Source organism: Gammaproteobacteria bacterium, assembly GCA_013214945.1.
Taxonomy (GTDB): domain Bacteria; phylum Pseudomonadota; class Gammaproteobacteria; order Enterobacterales; family Psychrobiaceae; genus Psychrobium.
In genome coordinates this window covers 53,443-71,846 of sequence record JABSRT010000020.1, presented here as the reverse complement: position 1 = coordinate 71,846, position 18,404 = coordinate 53,443, and the positions used below count along the sequence as shown (strand labels likewise).

The 18,404-nt window shown below is 41.8% G+C and carries 16 protein-coding genes; 9 read left to right on the top strand and 7 right to left on the bottom strand.

What is annotated here, in order from left to right; translation table 11 throughout:
* Positions 1–279 precede the first annotated feature (279 nt).
* Entirely contained in the window at positions 280–1,602 is a 1,323-nt protein-coding gene (locus HRU23_15155; GenBank protein ID NRA55479.1) for a YjiH family protein, read from the top strand.
* A gap of 104 nt (positions 1,603–1,706) precedes the next feature.
* On the opposite strand, the gene HRU23_15150 is transcribed toward HRU23_15155, so the two are convergent.
* The 3 genes from HRU23_15150 to HRU23_15140 form a co-directional block, all read right to left on the bottom strand.
* Positions 1,707–2,024 (bottom strand): AzlD domain-containing protein, encoded by a 318-nt coding sequence (locus tag HRU23_15150; GenBank protein ID NRA55478.1) that lies wholly within the window; start codon positions 2,022–2,024, stop codon positions 1,707–1,709.
* The gene (locus HRU23_15145) at positions 2,021–2,716 is read right to left on the bottom strand and encodes an AzlC family ABC transporter permease (GenBank protein NRA55477.1); all 696 of its coding nucleotides are present in this window, start codon (positions 2,714–2,716) and stop codon (positions 2,021–2,023) included. Before HRU23_15145 ends, HRU23_15150 begins: the two co-directional genes overlap by 4 nt.
* A gap of 164 nt (positions 2,717–2,880) precedes the next feature.
* Positions 2,881–3,651 carry an AraC family transcriptional regulator gene (locus tag HRU23_15140; GenBank protein ID NRA55476.1) on the bottom strand — a complete coding sequence of 257 codons (771 nt, stop codon included), beginning with the start codon at positions 3,649–3,651 and terminating at the stop codon, positions 2,881–2,883.
* 290 nt (positions 3,652–3,941) lie between these two features.
* Here HRU23_15140 and HRU23_15135 point away from each other — a divergent pair, with 290 nt between their 5' ends.
* Positions 3,942–4,844 carry an alpha/beta fold hydrolase gene (locus tag HRU23_15135; GenBank protein NRA55475.1) on the top strand — a complete coding sequence of 301 codons (903 nt, stop codon included), beginning with the start codon at positions 3,942–3,944 and terminating at the stop codon, positions 4,842–4,844.
* A 38-nt stretch (positions 4,845–4,882) separates the two neighbouring features.
* Here HRU23_15135 and HRU23_15130 read toward each other — a convergent pair whose 3' ends face one another.
* Complete coding sequence (locus HRU23_15130) at positions 4,883–5,491, bottom strand: GNAT family N-acetyltransferase (GenBank protein ID NRA55474.1); 609 nt, start codon at positions 5,489–5,491, stop codon at positions 4,883–4,885.
* A gap of 77 nt (positions 5,492–5,568) precedes the next feature.
* Here HRU23_15130 and HRU23_15125 point away from each other — a divergent pair, with 77 nt between their 5' ends.
* Positions 5,569–7,032 carry a PLP-dependent aminotransferase family protein gene (locus tag HRU23_15125; protein NRA55473.1) on the top strand — a complete coding sequence of 488 codons (1,464 nt, stop codon included), beginning with the start codon at positions 5,569–5,571 and terminating at the stop codon, positions 7,030–7,032.
* Between the two features lie 53 nt (positions 7,033–7,085).
* Here the strand turns inward: HRU23_15125 and HRU23_15120 are convergent, their stop codons facing one another.
* On the bottom strand, positions 7,086–7,994 hold the full coding sequence (locus tag HRU23_15120; protein NRA55472.1) for a chemotaxis protein: 909 nt from the start codon (positions 7,992–7,994) through the stop codon (positions 7,086–7,088).
* 332 nt (positions 7,995–8,326) lie between these two features.
* On the opposite strand from HRU23_15120, the gene HRU23_15115 reads away from it, so the two are divergent.
* Complete coding sequence (locus tag HRU23_15115) at positions 8,327–8,659, top strand: hypothetical protein (protein NRA55471.1); 333 nt, start codon at positions 8,327–8,329, stop codon at positions 8,657–8,659.
* Positions 8,660–8,702: 43 nt separating this feature from the next.
* On the opposite strand, the gene HRU23_15110 is transcribed toward HRU23_15115, so the two are convergent.
* Positions 8,703–9,206 carry a hypothetical protein gene (locus HRU23_15110; protein ID NRA55470.1) on the bottom strand — a complete coding sequence of 168 codons (504 nt, stop codon included), beginning with the start codon at positions 9,204–9,206 and terminating at the stop codon, positions 8,703–8,705.
* A 320-nt stretch (positions 9,207–9,526) separates the two neighbouring features.
* Here HRU23_15110 and HRU23_15105 point away from each other — a divergent pair, with 320 nt between their 5' ends.
* The 5 genes from HRU23_15105 (at position 9,527) to HRU23_15085 (ending at position 16,645) form a co-directional block, all read left to right on the top strand.
* Complete coding sequence (locus tag HRU23_15105; protein ID NRA55469.1) at positions 9,527–10,783, top strand: extracellular solute-binding protein; 1,257 nt, start codon at positions 9,527–9,529, stop codon at positions 10,781–10,783.
* Positions 10,784–10,818: 35 nt separating this feature from the next.
* Entirely contained in the window at positions 10,819–12,867 is a 2,049-nt protein-coding gene (locus HRU23_15100; GenBank protein NRA55468.1) for a HAMP domain-containing histidine kinase, read from the top strand.
* Between the two features lie 21 nt (positions 12,868–12,888).
* Positions 12,889–14,397, top strand: a complete 1,509-nt coding sequence (locus tag HRU23_15095) for a DUF3369 domain-containing protein (protein NRA55467.1) — start codon at positions 12,889–12,891, stop codon at positions 14,395–14,397.
* A gap of 73 nt (positions 14,398–14,470) precedes the next feature.
* On the top strand, positions 14,471–16,210 hold the full coding sequence (locus HRU23_15090) for a response regulator (protein ID NRA55466.1): 1,740 nt from the start codon (positions 14,471–14,473) through the stop codon (positions 16,208–16,210).
* A 129-nt stretch (positions 16,211–16,339) separates the two neighbouring features.
* The gene (locus HRU23_15085) at positions 16,340–16,645 is read left to right on the top strand and encodes an MTH1187 family thiamine-binding protein (GenBank protein ID NRA55465.1); all 306 of its coding nucleotides are present in this window, start codon (positions 16,340–16,342) and stop codon (positions 16,643–16,645) included.
* Positions 16,646–16,665: 20 nt separating this feature from the next.
* Here the strand turns inward: HRU23_15085 and HRU23_15080 are convergent, their stop codons facing one another.
* A complete protein-coding gene (locus HRU23_15080; GenBank protein ID NRA55464.1) occupies positions 16,666–18,183 on the bottom strand; it encodes a sigma 54-interacting transcriptional regulator in 1,518 nt (505 codons plus the stop codon).
* Between the last annotated feature and the right edge of the window lie 221 nt (positions 18,184–18,404).

Here is an 18,404-nt window from a genome sequence, read left to right as displayed (position 1 = left end):
CTAATTGATTTAACTAACCTTTAACATCCCCACCTGACCTGGCGAATAGTTTGTTATTAAGCGTGAATAAATATGCAAATGAGCGCTAACTGCATGCTCAAAATTCAAACGTTTTGATTTTACATAGCGAGATTAAATAGGTAATCTGCCGCCCTCAACTTGTATGAGTATGCCAACTTAGTGCGACGTTAAAGATAGCTGTTAACTAAATTACACATCAAGAAAACCCAAGTTAAGGTAAATGAAGTGACTACAAAAACAACATACGGCATCAAGACGATGCTGACATTTATTATTCCGTCATTAATAGGCTTACTATTATTTATGACACCTATTAGCTACCATGACGCAATAACCATTCCTATTGCCATCGTATCGAAAAGCATGTTAAGTATTCTTGGTGACTCCGTTACCGCAATTGTAACTGGCGTTATTGTTTTTAGTACGGCGGTATCGGTATTAACGAAGCTGTTCAAACCAAAATTAATCACCGAGCATAGCTTTTTTAATTCGTTATTTAATGTCACCCCAGTTTGGTTGTTAGTTCGCTTATTAGGCGCGACGTTTGTGACATTAACGTTTTTAGAAGTTGGGCCAGAAGCGATCACTTCTGGTGGCACTGGTGCATTAATTCTAAATGACCTGTTACCTTCTTTATTTAGCGTTTTCATTCTAGCCGGTATGCTAATGCCATTATTAATGAATTTTGGTCTATTAGAGTTCGTTGGTACCCTGCTGACTAAAATTATGCGTCCGGTCTTCAATTTACCAGGTCGCAGTGCAGTCGACTGTATGACATCGTGGTTAGGTGATGGCAGTGTCGCTATCTTAATGACCAGCAAGCAATATGAAGCCCGCCTTTATACTCAACGTGAAGCTGCTGTTGTTGGCACCACGTTCTCTGCTGTTTCAATTACTTTTTCTTTAGTGGTTATTTCTCAAGTTAAATTAGAGCACATGTTTGTACCGTTTTATTTAACCGTTTGTTTTGCTGGTATTATGGCTGCGATAATCGTGCCTAAGCTGCCGCCATTGTCATGGAAAAAAGATCTGTATATCGATGGCACTGCACCTAAGCCAGACGACGAAGTTATTCCACAAGGCCATAACGTTTTCTCATGGGGCCTCGAGCAAGCATTAGCAAAAGCATCACAGGCTAATGGCTTTAAGCAAACGTTAAACGATGGCGTAAAAAATGCTGTTGATATGGTGTTTGGGGTTATCCCAGTAATTATGGGTATTGGTACCATTGCACTTATCATTGCTGAATACACACCTGTATTCCAGTACTTGGGCATGCCGTTTATTCCATTACTTGAATTATTGCAAATTCCAGAAGCTGTTAGCGCATCACAAACAGTAGTTGTTGGTTTTGCCGATATGTTTATTCCGTCAATTTTAGCGGGTTCAATTGAATCGGATATGACCCGTTTTGTCATCGCGGCGTTATCCGTTACCCAATTGATTTACCTAAGTGAAGTCGGCGCATTATTATTGGGCAGCAAAATCCCAGTAAACATCGCTGAATTGTTCTTAATTTTCATCCTAAGAACCTTAGTAACATTGCCAATCATTGCTGGTTTAGCGCACCTAATTTTCTAATTAGCGGTTCTAAGTTTCAGTTGCCCAGAGTAGTTCGCTACTCTGGGTTTCTTTTTGCCTATTTTAGCTTGAACTTATTAGCCGAACCACGCTACTGGCCCAAGCTAAACAGGCAGATAAAGGCGTAACAACACAAAAAGCACCATGCTAGTAATTAAGGTTAAATAAATACTGCTGGTTTTCTTCGCCACAACTATGGCGACAAGTGCTGCTAATAAATAAGGGTTGGTCGGGCTAAGGTTTAATTGACTGTCTTTAGCAAAGATTATTGGCACCCATATTGCGGTTAATACGGCTGGCGCACTAAACGTTAAAAAGTGGCCCATCTTAGGACCTATCCGTAATGGTAGGCTTGGATGTAAAAACAGATAACGACTGGTAAAAGTAATGATGGCTAATAGCACAATGGTCAGCAGATTCATTGTAATTCCTCGAGTGATTGTACATGGCACTTATTATTAATCACTAACTTCGCCTGAATTGTCGTCGTAAGGTACCCACAGTACATCGCGATAACCGATGCTAACACCAAGCCGAGCTCCCAGTTAAGCAACTTGAAAATAACAGATAACAGCGCAGCAACCACCACGGTCACGATCATGGCAACATTGACTATCGATGGAATGACCAAGGCTATAAAGGTGACTGCTATGGCAAAATCAAGCCCTAAATTGGTCAGATCTGGCAAGTAGCCGCCAGCGACAATACCAATCACATTCCACAGTAACCAGCTCAGATAAAAACTGCCGCCGGCGCCAAGTCCATAGACCAATTGCAGTTTCCCCCGCAACGATTTAGACTGGCCCGATAACGCAAATAATTCATCGGTTAATAAAAACCCAAGGCTGGCGCGCCAACGAAGCGGTAAGTGTTTTAACTTGTCTCGTAGCGCTAGCCCATATAAAAAATGCCGTGAACTGATAACAGTTGCTGTGAATAGAATGGTCACTAACGGCGCTTGTTCGTACATCAATTGAGTAACAATCAGCTGTACAGCGCCAGCAAAAACTAAAGCTGGCATTAATAAGGCTTCTAACGTACTAAAGTCACGTTGAATAGCTAACGAACCGCACAAAATTCCCCAAGGTAAAACGGCTAAGTTTAAGGGCAGCATATCTAATGCGCCTTGTCGTGCTCGATATAAATAGGCAGATTTTCGATTAAGTGCCATTGCATACTCCAAGATTAATCACTGAAGCTGCAAGCATCTCACTGCTGGGATACAAAAAATTGGATGTTATTGCACAGGGTTTACTCTATTGCGAGGGTAAACGGCGGCTAACTTGCCACCTGACGCGCATAATTACTTGGCGTAACCCCATTGGCTCTTTTGAAATGACGATGAAAATGACTTTGATCGTAAAAACCAATATCGGTCGCGACATCAACCACTTTATGTCCTTGGCGCAGCAAGGTTTTACTTTTACGTAACCGATGTTGAATTTGATAGGCATGTGGCGGTAAGCCATAACGTTTTTGAAATTGTCTAACCAGATAAAAAGGCGAAAAATCGGTTAAGGTTGCCAGTTGCTCCAAGGAAATTTGCTGATTCAAATTATCCTGAATATACTGACGGACCCATTCCATTTTGACATTTGAAGTGCGGGTATTATCGAGATCTTTGCTGGTTTTACCGTGTTTTAACATCAACCGGGTAAGCACACCATAGAGCATCGTTTCACGCAGCAATGGGTTGTCTGACAACGCAAGTGTCGTAAAAAGTTGGCTTAGTTGATTGGCCATTTGACTATCTTCAATCACTGCCTGGGGGAAATACGGCGCGAATCCGGACGCTAAACCGACATCTTCGGCCAATTGTGTAAATTGTGCAGGGGTTGGTGATAAGCCGCGATATGACCAACCGGCTTGGCTGGCAGATTGTCCGGTATGCACCTCATCGGCATTGACAATAATAATGCTACGCTCCGGCGCGATGTACTTAATACCCGCACTATCAAATACTTGAGCACCCTTTTCAATAACATTAATTGAATAAGTGTCGTGGCAGTGCTTAGAGAAATTATAATGACAAAAATTGGCGTCGACCATTTCAAGCCCACCAAGTTCTTGCAGGTGTTTAAACTGAACGCGCTCTGTTGCTGATGCCATAACACTAAACCATATAAAATTGACTACTGGGTAATGTAGCGTAAAACGCGCACAATTGTTTGTACAAAATTGCGCTTTTAGCCAATTTTTAGTAAACGTGAAACGAGCAGTCTTAACCGATAATCCTTGATGATTTTAATGACCTTGTATTTCCAACAAATAAACTATTTGACACTGGTCTAACCTGCTGAAAGAATGAATGTTCGTAAATTAATCTTACTGGGACGAGAATGAGTCACGTAGAATCAGAGCAAATAACATTTGAGTGTCAAGACAAATACCAGCTCACAGGCACTCTCTTTAAACCTAAAGGTGATCTGAAAGCTGCTGTGGTTATTGGCCCTGCGACCGGAATTAAGCGCCAATTTTACCGTCATTTCGCCACTTATCTCGCCGAGCATGGCTACGGTGTTTTAACCTTTGATAACCGTGGTATTGGCCAATCATTAGTTGGCCATGTCCGTGAAAGCAAAGCCTCGTTACAATGCTGGGGGGAACAAGATTTACCTGCTGCATTAACCGCATTAATCAGCCACTTCCCTGGTGTTCCCTACCATTTAGTGGGCCATAGCGCAGGCGGACAGCTGATTGGCTTAATGAATAACGCTGACCAGCTTAGCTCAATGTACACAGTGGCTAGCTCGTCGGGTCGCTTGAGTAACATGAAAATGCCTTACTGGTTTAAGGCGCAGTTTTTCATGAATCTGTTTATTCCACTTAACAATTTGTTATTTGGCCATACTAAATCTCAACTCGTAGGCATGGGCGAACCGCTGCCACAGGCTGTTGCTGATCAGTGGCGCCAGTGGTGTAATGGCCAAGGTTACGTTAAAACCGCATTTGGCCACAGCATTACAACTCATTATTATGATCAACTAACCTTGCCAACGATGTGGGTTAATGCAACCGATGACGACATTGCTAACCAAGAAAATTTAGCCGATATGTTATCGGTATTCAAAAAAATTAAAGTAGACACTCTAACGGTGTCACCACAAAAACCAGATCTGGCTGAAATAGGACACATGAAGTTCTTTAGTCGAAAATCACAAACCTTATGGCCCCATGCCTTAACATGGTTCCACCAGCACAACGGCACCAAAAACAACTCAACTAGTCAATCAAACGAATAGTTAACGATGCACGGCCACCAGCCATCCAATGTAATGCTTTACGTAATTCGGTCCATTTTGGTCGTTAACGCTTGTTTGATCTGCGGCCATTCACTATCAATAATCGAAAATAGTGCACTGTCTCTAACTGAATTATCACTTAAGATCTTTTGCTGACGCATGATCCCTTCAAAGGTTGCGCCTAAACGTAGAATTGCCGCGCGTGATTTTTCATTAAGTTTATGGGTTTTAAATTGAACACGGATTGCGCCAAGTTCTTCAAATGCATGTTTTAACAAGCAATACTTGGCATGCGTATTAATGTGACTGCGTTGATATTTAGGCGTAATGAACGTAAAGCCAATTTCTAAGTTTCGGTCTTCGCGGTGAATATCGCAATAGCGGGTACTACCGACAAAATCACCCGTCTGATTATCTAAAATAGCAAAAGCGACATGTTCACCGCTTGCCATCATGATTTGAGAATAGGCTAACCAGTCTTTCGTTGCCTCAAGCGAGCTGCATTTGTCTGGCAATGACCAACGCCAAATATCACTAAAACAACCCGCTTGATAAAATTGATTTAAATGCGCCATGCTTAACGGTCGTAAGGTGACTTTATCGGTCGTAAGGGTAATAGCTTGAGGTGTAAACATAAGTAGCTCCATAAAATGATTGGTTATATCTTGCACTATCATGGTATAAACAAAACAACCAGTTTTGAGTTTATTACTATACCAAACCAATGAAGACACTTAATTTAACGCTCGCCAAGAGTAAATTACCCGTATATTTAAAAATTGCCAATGCCTTGCGAACCGCCATTAATGCGGGTCATGTCGCGCCAAGTGAATCATTACCGTCTGCACGGTCGTTAGCCACGCAATTAAGCGTTAATCGACACACGATAATGGCGGCGTACCAGGAATTAGTTGCACAAGGGTGGGTTGAAACACAAGAGCGCCGAGCATACACAGTCGTACAAACGTTGCCGATAGCACATGCATTAGCTAAACACGCTGGCAAAGTAACTGATACACCACAACATCAATGGCGAGTGACCAAGTCTCTTCATGGCGAGTTAAACCAAAGCGCAGCTCAATATCAATTTAACTTTGCAGGCGGCTCGCCAGATGTTGAGTTATTCCCATTTAATGAATTTAAGAGCTATCTTCATAACGCACTGACAAAACCACCAATTGACGAATTGAATTATGGGAACAATCAAGGATTTAAGCCACTTATTGAGCAGGTTAGCACTTACCTTCGACGTGTACGATCGATTACCAACAAGGAAATAATTGTCGTTAATGGTACACAAGAAGCGCTCTATATTCTGGGACAAATATTGCTAACAACTGGCGATAAAGTCGCGGTTGAAAGTTTGGGTTATCGCCCGGCGTGGTCGGCATTACAAAATGCCGGCGCGCAGTTAATTGGGATCAAACAAACAGCACAAGGTATCGACGTAGAACACCTTGAACAGATGTTCAAACAACATCAAATTAGGTTGTTATACCTTACCCCATTGCATCAATACCCTACTACCACAACCTTATCTGCCGCTAAACGATTACAGATTTATCGGTTAGCGCAAGCGTACAACATTGCGATCATTGAAGACGATTACGATCACGAATTTCATTATGATAGTCAACCCTTAGCCCCGATGGCTGCGAATGACCCATCTGGTTTAGTTATTTACCTCTCGAGTTTTTCAAAAATAATGTTTCCGGGTATCAGGTTAGGCGTCATTGCAGTTGATAAGACTTTGTTGCCCCATATCGTCAATTACCGCGCTATTGTCAATCATAAAGTTAATGTGGTGATCCAAGATGCCATAGCAAGGTGGATGAAGCACGATGGGTTTGAGCGTCATTTACGTAAAGCCACTCGAATTTATCAACGTAGACGCGACTGTATTATTGAACAGCTCAACAGTTTTAAGGCACAAGGCATTGATCTTGAGTTCAGCGTGCCCGCAGGCGGCATGGCCTTGTGGCTTAATGTGGGTCACAATGCTGAGCGTATTGTTGAGTTAGCCAAAGCTAAAGGTGTTTTTTTGGTGGCTGAAAGTGCTTTCCACCTTGATAGTAGCAATAACCAAGACAGGTTTATTCGGATAGGATTTGCCGGACAAAATGAAACGAACATTAAGCAAGGTTTATTAACGCTAAAACCGTTGTTCAATAAAAGACATCGAGCATAAATTGATTTATAAGCTGGCGTTAATCGATCATTAATTAACGCCAGCCAACAAGATTATCTGAGTTTATTAAGCACACCAAGATCGTTAATCACTTGCTTGCCTAACTGAACATTATCAGCCGAACCTGATACGGCGTTACGCGTATCTTCAACCAGTTCACCCATGTTATTTAAGATCTGATTAGCATCATCTACTTGTGAATTAACGCGATTAATCACGGCATCTGCTGCGCTGTTACTTTCAACCGATAATGAATGCACTTCACTTATGTTAGCTGCGATATTAGACGTTATGTCGCGACTGGCTTCAATACTGCTAATAACAGATTTTTGTTGGGCGATAATATCATCTGAAATACCCATTATTTGGTTCATTTCTTCGTTTATTTTTTCAGCAGAGTCATTGGCGGTGCCGGCCAGTGCCCGAACCTCATCGGCTACCACGGCAAAGCCTCGACCATGCTCTCCAGCTCTTGCAGCCTCAATCGCAGCGTTAAGTGCTAGCAGGTTTGTTTGGCTAGCAATATTTTTGATTGATTCCACCAGCTGAGAGATGTTTTTATTGTTATTAGTTAATCCTTCCAGCAACGCGGTAAATTCTGAAATATTTTGTTCTGCAGTTGAAATCTTATCCGACAAAACATTAAGTTGTTCAATGCTAGTCGCACTTTTATTGACGGTTAACTCAGAAGCAGACACTGATACAGCAGATAAATCGGAAATTTCGGCCGATTGCTGGGTCAAGTGTTGAACCAATTGATAATTATTTTCAATATGTTGTAAGCGCGCAGAGGATGCTTGATTAACTGACTGTGCATTATCAGTGATTTGACGAATGTTCTGTTGAACCGGGCTTGCAATTAACAGATCTAACAACGCGGCTTTGCGAGTTAACAGCTCCAGTTGATCTTTAAGGATTACCGTTTCGTTGGCAGCAACTGGGTTTTTGGTGGCAAAATACATAAATTATCCATTAATTAAATAAACACAACTAAATACTACAAGTAAATAACCACCTTCAAAGGGACTAATTACACCAAGAATATAACATCACCATGATTTATCCTGTAACAAGCAGTTTACCTACAGCTGGATAAATCTTCAATCAACGCCGTCATTATTTAGCGATGTATCGAGTTAGCTTTTAGCCAGTTTAGTTCTATCTAATAACTAATGAGTCACAGGACAATCGCGCTTACATGATATTATTGCTAATTATTTAAGCACAATATTTAACGAAGTCCATCTAATCAGCCCATTAATATTTGTGTGGTTTAGATATTCAAGGAACATTAATGACTGTTACAAACGCCAATACCGCCCCATTGCAGGACATATTGCCCTTTGGCGCTAACGGCATTACAAGTAATGAACAATACAAACAAGCGTTGATTTTAGTAACAACGGCTGATTATAACCCCCTAGTAGAGCGGCAGTTAACCATGGCTATCTCAGCCTATGAAGCCGAACATAAAGATCAAGATCAGCAACTCGATGATGCAAGAAAAGTAATGGAACGCCTTTGTGATACGCCTAGCAATCATATTTCGTTTAGTCGCTATGAAGCGATCACTATGATAACCCTAGTGTCTGTGGCGGTTATATTAGCAAAGAATTATTGGGTATAAGTCAATACTCTCATTACGACGACACCACGAAAATTAGTAACAGCTATTGAGTACAGGTTTTAACTGTCTGGGGCAAACAATACGTTAGCCCTGTATTTATTATCTTCGGCACTTCTTCGCCGTCGGTTAACATCTTTAGCACAATGGCACTGCGTTTCCCCATTTCATAGGGTCTTTGTCCGACATTAAGCGTTGCTAGTCCTTCGGTCAGAAACTCTAGTTGCGCCAAAAAAGTAGTATCAATATTCGCTATAATTAATTCCCCTGATTTAATAGCAGCTTTAAAAGGTGTTATTACTTTTCGATATTTCGCAGGCAAAAATTGACCGCCGCCGCCAGTGCTAATGAAAATGTTAACCTTGAACACATCTATCGTTCTCACCATCTGTCTTAGTGCTCGGTCATAATCACCAAAATGTCTCAGTGGACAGCCAAATGAACTTTTCCAAATGCCTTGGTCTTGAGCGCTGTTAGTCATGCCATCGGTGATACCTCTATCAATTGCTGCTTGGGCACAATCTTTTATGACTAAACACTGACTAGCCATCCTGCTCACCCCTTTGTATTACTAAATGAATAGGACTAAATATATAAGATTAGATCTTGCATTGAGATAGTGGCAGTGCTTAAATTAAATGAACTACATGGATAGTAGTTGAGCACTAATAAGGATTTTAGAGCGACCCCTCTTACGTTGTATCTCTAAGCTCATACTCCATAAATTATAACTCGTTATCATCATTCTTATGCGTTGTTAAGCCATCCTTGGCATTAGCACACCGTTTTAACACATAAAGTTTTGATAACAGCTAAACCCCCGGTTCATTTGTTTACACGATTAATGACTTGGTAAATTTAGGGATAAATATGATTAGTCGCAGAAAGTTTATTAAATCAGTTTCAGCAATGGGCGCTTCGTATGCCTTAGCCAGTAGTGCTATTTATGCAGCCCCCAAGAAAAGAACCTTACGGATCTTAGGCACCCATGTCACCTTGCAAGATGAAATCCGTAAGCAAGCCGAAAAAGATTTAGGTATTACGCTCGAATTTGAACCCGGCGGCAGCTCGCATGTATTACAAAAAGCTGCTTCACGACCCGGTTCTTTTGATTTATACGAACAATGGTCAGACAGTATCAACATATTGTGGGAAGCAGATGCCATTCAGCCTATTGATGTATCGCGCTTAACTCACTGGGATGAAATTAATAACCTAACCAAAACCGGTCGAATAACCCCTAATGCCAGAATTGGGGCCGGTGATGCGCCCTTTAAAATCCTCAATGTACAAGAAGACGGCACCCTAGGCGAAAAACACACCGGTAAAATATCCTTCTTGCCTTACGTCCATAATGTTGACTCGTTCGGTTATAACACCCGTCATATTGAACGCGGCATTGCCTATGAAACCGAGAGCTGGGCTTGGCTGCTTGATGAACGATGGCATGGCAAGGTCGGTTTGGTCAATGCGCCAACCATTGGCATCTTCGATATGGCACTAGCGGCACAAGCAAAAGGCCTGATGACATTCAAAGATATCGGACAAATGACCCGACCCGAAGTCGATAAATTATTCGACATTCTGATTGGTTATAAAAAACGCGGCCACTTTAATGGAATTTGGAACAGTGTGCCTGAGTCGGTCAATTTAATGAGCAGTAATAATGTGGTGATCGAAAGCATGTTCTCCCCCGCGGTATCGACACTTAACAAAATGAATATTCCCGTTGCTTATGCGGCGCCCAAAGAAGGATTCCGCGCATGGCATGGTGTGATGTGTCTGTCGAGTGAAGCAGATGACGAGGTTAAAGACATCGCGTATGAGTACATGAATTGGTGGTTGTCTGGTTGGGCTGGTGCCTTTATCGCTCGCCAAGGATATTACATTTCAAATCCCGAGCGTTCACGCGCTCACCTCAGTCAAGATGAGTGGGACTATTGGTACGATGGCAAACCGGCAAGAACAGACTTAATGGGCACAGATGGCAGCATTGTCGTTGCCAAAGGCGCTTTTCGCTCTGGTGGTTCATATCAACAACGCTTAAGTAATGTCGCCGTGTGGAATACGGTAATGGATACCTATGAATATAGCCTGGCACGTTGGTATGAATTTATCGTGTCTTAATTCCAGCTGAGCAATCAACGGTGACCAAATAGATTATGAAAATAGGAACACGATTAAATTTTGGGTTTGGCGGCATCATCTTAGTGATATTAACGACATTCTTTATCAGTCATTTTTCACTGCAACGAATGAACAATACCCAGCAGACATTAAAGTCCTCATCAAAATTTTATAATGAAATTGCCGAGGTTGATTCGATGATCGAACAGCTGCAGCGTTACATTATTTTATATGCTGATGCTGGTATGTCTTCTATTTTCGATAAGGTGACCCATTTATCCGTCGAGTTAACCGAAAAATTAGCCTTTATAAATCGTGCCCAGGCCAATACTGCACAACAAAATAAAATTTTGTTGAATATGCAGCAATCTATCGTTCTGTTGACCGAACAATTTGTCAGGGCAGCAGAGGACCGAAGTGAACGGGACCTGTTACTACATGGCACTTCTTTAGCGCTGATTGACCGCCTTGAACTCGCCTTTGCTAAACTAATCGGTGATGAACAATTGTCTGAACAGCTAAAGTATCAATTATTGGCCAGTCAGATGAACGTGCTTAGTGCGCAGAAATCAATGCTGTTATATGTGACGAGTCCTGATTCTAAACGCTCAAAAGACAGCCGCAAACGGCTATATCAAGCACTGCAGCTACTAATTTCAGTAAAACCACAATTAGAACAGCTCGGCAAACAGGGCATTGCTCAGGGTATGATTGCCGACCTACGTAGTTATAAAAGTAAGTCGGCTCAAATTTTTCGCCTTACTCGAGGTTATCTGTTTATCTTCAATGGTGTAATAGCAGGTCAAGCCAGTGAGTTTTCACGTAGCTCTAACGAACTAAAAAACATTTCATTAAATCAACGCGAGCTGTTGTTTTTGGAGTTTAACCAACGGGTCAATAAGTTTTCAGATACCTTAAAAATTTCCGCGGCACTGTCTGTCATCATGGGATTATTTTTCGCCTGGTATACTGCGCGTGGTATTGTCGACCCATTACATCAAATTACCACGACATTAAGCTCATTATCTAAAGGGTTGGATGTTGAACAAATCCCCGGTTTACAATATAAAAATGAAATTGGCGCAATGGCCAAATCAGCCCAAATATTTAAAGAGAAAAATAATCAAACCGAGCAATTGTTAATTGAAGCAAAGCAAACGGCGCAAGTATTACTTGAAAATCGCCAAGAATTAAAGCTACATCAAGAAAACCTCGAAGAGATGGTTCACCAAAGGACGCAACAACTTGAACAAAGTATTGTGACCTTAAAGGAAACCCAAACGCAGCTGGCAAAGTCAGAACGGATGGCGACCATAGGTAACATGGTACAAGGCGTCGCTCATGAGCTTAATACGCCGGTCGGATTAGCACTAACCGCTGCAACTCATATCTATTCGGACAGCAACATCATGGCGGACAAAGTTAAAGATGGTAAGTTAACCAAAGATTCATTAACCGAGTATTTAGACTCGACGATAAGCTTAACCGATTCAATGTCGACTAGCCTTGAAAAAGCCGCCCAACTGATTAAATCATTTAAGTTAGTGTCGGTAAATGAACACCAAGAGCATCTGCAACAATTCAATCTTAAAGATCATTTAAATAATTTATTGGCCAGCATGCGGCGCAGTATTGATAAAAAGTTTCATATCAGCAACCTAATTGCTGATGATATTGTGATTGATAGTTACCCAGGCGTCTTTTACCAAATTTATACCAACTTCATGAATAACTCGATATTACATGGATTTGATGGTCTAGATCAGGGTGAAATTACGATTAGTGCCGTGATTGACGGGGAGAATTTAATTCTAGATTATCGCGACGATGGCATTGGCATGGATAAGCAAACCCAGAACAACCTGTACGAAGCTTTTTTTACCACTAAACGTGCTAGAGGCGGAACCGGGCTCGGCATGAATATTGTTCAGGCCTTAGTCAACGATAAACTGCATGGTGTAATAAAGCTAACATCTGAGCTGGGTGAAGGCACCCAGTATACCTTAACCCTGCCTTTAAAAGCGCAGAGTAGTCATGCTGAGGTGACTTCACCAGAAACACTTTCAGCCAATGTTAACAGCTAATCATTTATTGGAGTCATAAAGATGGACAATTATTTGTTTGCCGGTGAGCTGGCCATCGAACCAGCGACACAGCAACCCGATATTGCCAGCAATAAATCGAGCTGGAAAGTACTTATTGTTGACGATGAACTTTTAGTCCATAAAGTCACAAAAGCTGTGCTGGGTAATGTCGTCATCGATGGCCGTAATGTTAACCTAATCAGCGCCTACACTGCTAAAGAGGCTTTGGAACAGCTCACCACCCACGATGATATTGCCGTCATATTCCTCGATGTAGTGATGGAAACTGAAGACGCCGGATTAAGACTGTGCAAGACTATTCGTGAAGATCTTAACAATGACATGGTTCAAATCATTATCCGCACCGGACAGCCTGGTGCTAACCCTGAAAATGAAGTGATTTTAAAATATAAAATCAATGATTATAAAGAAAAAACGGAGATTTCAGCTCAAAAACTTTTTACTTGCCTAGTCAGTGCCCTGCGCTCTTATCAAAATTTAGTCAAAGTTAAACAAAACAAAGCTGGGCTAAATAAAATTATTGTCGCAACCCAGCAGTTAAGCAAAGTCAATTCAGTGCCATTATTAATGGACGGCGTCTTAAGTCAGCTGGTTACACTGATCGATTACTGTGAGCGCTCATTTGTTTTTGAAGTAAAGAGTAACGGCCAGCCTAATAACAAGGTCGACATTGAAAATGTTAGCTTAATGTCCTGTTTTGGCGGTGACGATATAGCCGATTTGGACGCATATATAACCGCATTGAAACAGCGCGTTATTATCAGCAATAGCCCAGAGCAATCATTGAGCAAGAAAAAAGAGTATTTAGCTCGGTTTTATTTTGGACCACAAGATCAATACATTCTCTATTTAGAAGCTGGTCGTCCGCTGACCCGCTTAGATTTAGAACTGTTAGCAATATTCTCGAGTAACATTCAAGTGGCGGTTGATAATCTTTGCGCATATCAACAACAAACACAATCACAGCAAGATAATATAACGCATTGCATTAATATATTGAATCGAGCCAACATCCCGCAAAATGATCAATTGCATAACGTCGCCAAGTTAGCTTATCAGTTAGCGTTAGACTTTGGATTAGAGCCAAGTGTAGCAACGGATATCAAACACGCCCTGTTGTTTAATCGTGATGCTCAACTGCTGGGTAATTATCAACGCCAACCCGCTGATACTCATGATGTAGTCGACAATATGCATCCATTAAATGATAGCCAATTGTTGATTTTACAAAACATATTGCAACAACAAGGTGAAAATTTTGATGGCAGTGGCCAACCCAAACAACTGAGCGGCACTGAAATAGCAATCGAAACTCGAATTGTGGCGTTAGTCCGAGTATTTGATAGCTTAAGTCATCGCTATGATCATGAGAAAGCTTGGCCTAATGGTGACGTAGCGGACTTGTTAACCAAGCAACACCTAGCCCATTATGATCCCAAACTTGTGGCTTTATTAATTAAAAACATTGAAATTTATCATCGATTACAGTTTTTTGACCACGCTTATTAAACAACTGTAATCGACCAGATTAAGACGGAAAACACTTGCTTGTTTGAAGTGTTAAGCACAAATGGAGTATGTGATGAGTGAATTTTTGTTTGCTGAAGAAGCACCGGATAACGTAACACAACCACAACCTGCTGAAGCGCAAACACCGCACCAGTATTGGGATATATTAATAGTAGATGACGATGCTGCTGTCCATAACATTACAAAAACGGTGCTTAGGTCAAAAGAAATTGATGGTAGAAAATTGCGTTTTCACAGTGTTTTCAGTGGTTACGAAGCGACCCAATTGTTAAAAACACAATCTGATTTTGCGGTTATCTTACTAGACGTTGTGATGGAAAGTGACCAAGCCGGCCTCGACGCTTGTCGGATTATTCGCGAAGAGCTCGCGCTAAACACGGTGCGTATTATTCTACGGACAGGACAACCGGGCAGCACCCCGGAAGAAGAAGTTATTTTAAAATATCGGATTAACGATTACAAAGAAAAGAATGAGCTGACCGCCAGTAAGTTGTTTTGTTCAATCGTTACGGCAGTGCGCTCATACCAGGATTTAGTCTCGTTAGAACAATCTAAAATACAGTTAATGATTGAAAAGGAAGCGGTTGAAGAGATCAACGCTGAAATGGCCGAGGTCGCATTGCAAATAGAAGAAAATGTCAAAGCACTTGAGCTTTCAAATCGCTATAAATCTCAGTTTTTGGCCAATATGTCACACGAGTTACGAACACCACTGAACTCTATTTTAATTTTGTCGCGCTTGTTAGCCGACAACGATGAAGCCAACTTAGAACCAGATCAAATTGAGTCGGCCAAAATTATAAATAACAGCGGCGCCGAACTTTTGGCGTTAATTGAGGATATTCTAGAGCTTTCACAACTTGAAACGGGTCAATTAAGTGTCAACTATGACAATTTCTATATTAGCGATCTAACCGAGGTGCTTAAACAAGAATTTAGCGTCTTAGCACACAATAAAGCATTAGAATTTAATCTGACATTAAAGGGGGATTTACCCGAGATGTTTCGGGTTGATCTGCAAAAGGTTAAGCAAGTTTTGAGCAATTTAATTGGCAACGCAATTAAATTCACCAATAATGGCAGTGTTTCTTTGTTCATGGAATATCGTGAACACCCTCGCAAATCAATTGTTTTTAAAGTCGTAGATACGGGCATTGGCATTGCGGAAGATCAGCTCGAGGGTATTTTTAAAAGCTTTCAGCAAGTCGACGGCTCGACATCGAGGCAATATGGCGGTACCGGATTAGGCTTAGCTATTTCTAAAGAGATCGTCAAGCTTATACAAGGCACGTTGACCGTAACTAGCCAATTAGACAGCGGCAGCACTTTTACCCTGACCTTACCATTAAAAGAATTTACACTGCCCAATAAAACCATCCAGGCCCAAAGCACTCGGGTAATTGATCACCCGGCAATGGTCGGTAAGGAGGTTTTAATTGTTGACGATAATCCGCGCAACGTCTTTTCCTTAATCCAAGGGTTAAAGCCCTTTAATATGAAAATTACGGTGGCAGAGAATGGCCAAGACGCCTTAGATAAGTTAAATACTAACCCTACCATCGATATCGTGCTGATGGACATTATGATGCCTATCATGGACGGTAATACCGCGATTAAAAAAATTCGAGAACAATCAAACTACGCCATGTTACCCGTTATTGCGATTACCGCTAAGGCAAGCCGGGCTGACCAATTAGAAGCAATTGACTCTGGTGCCAATAATTGCATGGCTAAACCTGTCGATATCAATGCATTGACAAAATTAATGGCGAGTAATCTGATGGCTATATAAAATGACTGTAATTGGACCTTGCGCCACGGACTGCAACGAGGTCAAATAGCTATTCTCATTTAATAGTCGTGTTATACGTGGATTAGATAATCAAACATGTAAGCTCGACCTTAGCTACAAGGCAAAACAATGTACGTACTCATCGATATCATGGTGTCACCTAGTGGCGTTGGAATTTCAGTGTCTCCTTATGTCGCCATGTGCCAAAAAATTTTTGAACGGTCAGGCTTAACCCATACCATGCACGGATTTGGCACTAATGTCGAAGGCGAATGGGACGAGGTAATGGCGGCGGTCAAACAATGCCATAAAACGCTGCATCAGTCGGGCGCTGTACGGATCACCAGCCACCTAAAAATTGGGACTCGCACTGACCGCGAGCAAACTATGCTCGACAAAATCACCAGTGTGAATTCCAAATTAACCAGCGACTAAATCAAAAGCTAGGTTACAGATTAGTTCAAACCATGTTTGGTTAATTTACGCGAAATAGTCGCATTAGATACCCCAAGGCGCTCAGCTAATTTTCGGGTCGACGGGTAATGGTTGTACAGCTGGGCCAAGAGCTCTTTTTCATACTGGCCCACCGCGTGTTCCAATGAATTTATTGACTTAGCATCGCCCAATGGCACAGTCAATTCATTAGTGAATTGGGATAAACACAGCTCTTGTGGGGTAATTGTGGGGCAATCCGTTAATGCCAAGGTCCTAAATATCACATTTTGTAACTGCCTAATATTACCTGGCCACGGTGCTTTTTTTAGCAGCGCAATCGCCTCATTGGAGAAATGTGGTGGGCTGATATTTATTTGGTGGGCGGCATTTAAACAAAAGCGTTCAATTAAAGCCGGAATATCCTCCGATCGCTGCCTTAATGGCGGTAAACTCAAACTAAGCACGTTCAGGCGGTAAAATAGATCTTCTCTAAAACTGCCTTGCTGCATCATCATATTCAAATCACGATGAGTCGCGCAGACAATTCGGACATTAACGTTAATTTCACGGCTGCCACCAATGCGTCGAAAACTGAATTCTTGCAAAAATCGTAATAGCTTTGCTTGCAAATATACTGACATTTCACCAATTTCGTCTAAAAAAATCGTGCCAGCTTCGGCCAATTCAAACAATCCGGGTTTACCACCACGTTTGGCGCCAGTAAACGCGCCGGGGGCATAACCGAACAATTCACTTTCTAACAGGTTCTCGGCTAAACTCGCGCAGTTAATCGCTAAAAATGGCGCTTTGGCCCGGGGACCTGCGTCATGCAGTGCCCTCGCGAGCAATTCTTTACCGGTGCCAGTCTCCCCAACCACCAGCACCGGTAAGTCTAATTGAGCAAAACGAATAGTTTGTTGACCAATCAGTTTCATCTGCTGGCATTGGCCAACCATCGACTCAATGTTGGTATCAGGTTGGTGACCGATCGCCGAAATTTGCTGCCCTAATCGTTGTGGGCTACGTAAAACGATTACCGCGCCAGTCGTTGTATCATGGGTTCTAACGGGGCTTATATCCATTAAATACTGTTTATTGGCGCAACACACCTCAAAACACTCACCGTCATTAGGTAATAATCGTGCCAATGGCACAGCGATTAACTCGGTGATATTACAACCGGCAATCTGATCTTTATCAAGCTCAAAGGCTCGCTGGGCAGCACTATTTGCAACTAAAATGGTGCCACACATATCGATATCTAACAGCGGATCAGGCAACTTTGATAATAATGCATCAAGATGTTTACGCTTTAATTCGCTCGGTAACAAGTCTATTTCGACAACTTGCTTAACCCCAGCGATGTTATGCAGCAGCGTGCTGACTTGATTGAAACTAGCACCCTGGGGATCAAAATGGACAAATATTTTCTTGCTAACCATCTCAAGCGCAGTCAGATCCCAGCCTTGGCAGCCAATGCTATTGAGGATCTCTTGGGTCATGCCTGGTCGATCTTGACAGTGAATATCTAATCGCATCGTCTCTTTATCATATATGTAACATGTTACCAAAATGTAACACAGTAATTAAAGACGACCAAGCGTAGCTAATAAGCACTCTCGCTAACACCGCAAACAATCTATTACAGGATTTGCCACACACCTACTACACAAGCCGTTACAAAAATGTAACGTTCGTTAGACCAACAGCACTCAACCTCCTTGTAACTTATTGTAATTTGGTCACTTATTGTTTTGGC

What these genes read in the sequence shown, in the direction of transcription:
- HRU23_15115 (NRA55471.1), top strand. Translation starts at nt 8,327, where the DNA reads ATGACTGTTACAAACGCCAATACCGCCCCATTGCAGGACATATTGCCC.
- HRU23_15110 (NRA55470.1), bottom strand. Translation starts at nt 9,206, where the DNA reads ATGGCTAGTCAGTGTTTAGTCATAAAAGATTGTGCCCAAGCAGCAATT.
- HRU23_15085 (NRA55465.1), top strand. Translation starts at nt 16,340, where the DNA reads ATGTACGTACTCATCGATATCATGGTGTCACCTAGTGGCGTTGGAATT.
- HRU23_15080 (NRA55464.1), bottom strand. Translation starts at nt 18,183, where the DNA reads ATGCGATTAGATATTCACTGTCAAGATCGACCAGGCATGACCCAAGAG.
- HRU23_15145 (NRA55477.1), bottom strand. Translation starts at nt 2,716, where the DNA reads ATGCTGCCCTTAAACTTAGCCGTTTTACCTTGGGGAATTTTGTGCGGT.
- HRU23_15125 (NRA55473.1), top strand. Translation starts at nt 5,569, where the DNA reads ATGAAGACACTTAATTTAACGCTCGCCAAGAGTAAATTACCCGTATAT.
- HRU23_15095 (NRA55467.1), top strand. Translation starts at nt 12,889, where the DNA reads ATGGACAATTATTTGTTTGCCGGTGAGCTGGCCATCGAACCAGCGACA.
- HRU23_15140 (NRA55476.1), bottom strand. Translation starts at nt 3,651, where the DNA reads ATGGTCGACGCCAATTTTTGTCATTATAATTTCTCTAAGCACTGCCAC.
- HRU23_15155 (NRA55479.1), top strand. Translation starts at nt 280, where the DNA reads ATGCTGACATTTATTATTCCGTCATTAATAGGCTTACTATTATTTATG.
- HRU23_15135 (NRA55475.1), top strand. Translation starts at nt 3,942, where the DNA reads ATGAGTCACGTAGAATCAGAGCAAATAACATTTGAGTGTCAAGACAAA.
- HRU23_15100 (NRA55468.1), top strand. Translation starts at nt 10,819, where the DNA reads ATGAAAATAGGAACACGATTAAATTTTGGGTTTGGCGGCATCATCTTA.
- HRU23_15150 (NRA55478.1), bottom strand. Translation starts at nt 2,024, where the DNA reads ATGAATCTGCTGACCATTGTGCTATTAGCCATCATTACTTTTACCAGT.
- HRU23_15130 (NRA55474.1), bottom strand. Translation starts at nt 5,491, where the DNA reads ATGGAGCTACTTATGTTTACACCTCAAGCTATTACCCTTACGACCGAT.
- HRU23_15105 (NRA55469.1), top strand. Translation starts at nt 9,527, where the DNA reads ATGATTAGTCGCAGAAAGTTTATTAAATCAGTTTCAGCAATGGGCGCT.
- HRU23_15090 (NRA55466.1), top strand. Translation starts at nt 14,471, where the DNA reads ATGAGTGAATTTTTGTTTGCTGAAGAAGCACCGGATAACGTAACACAA.
- HRU23_15120 (NRA55472.1), bottom strand. Translation starts at nt 7,994, where the DNA reads ATGTATTTTGCCACCAAAAACCCAGTTGCTGCCAACGAAACGGTAATC.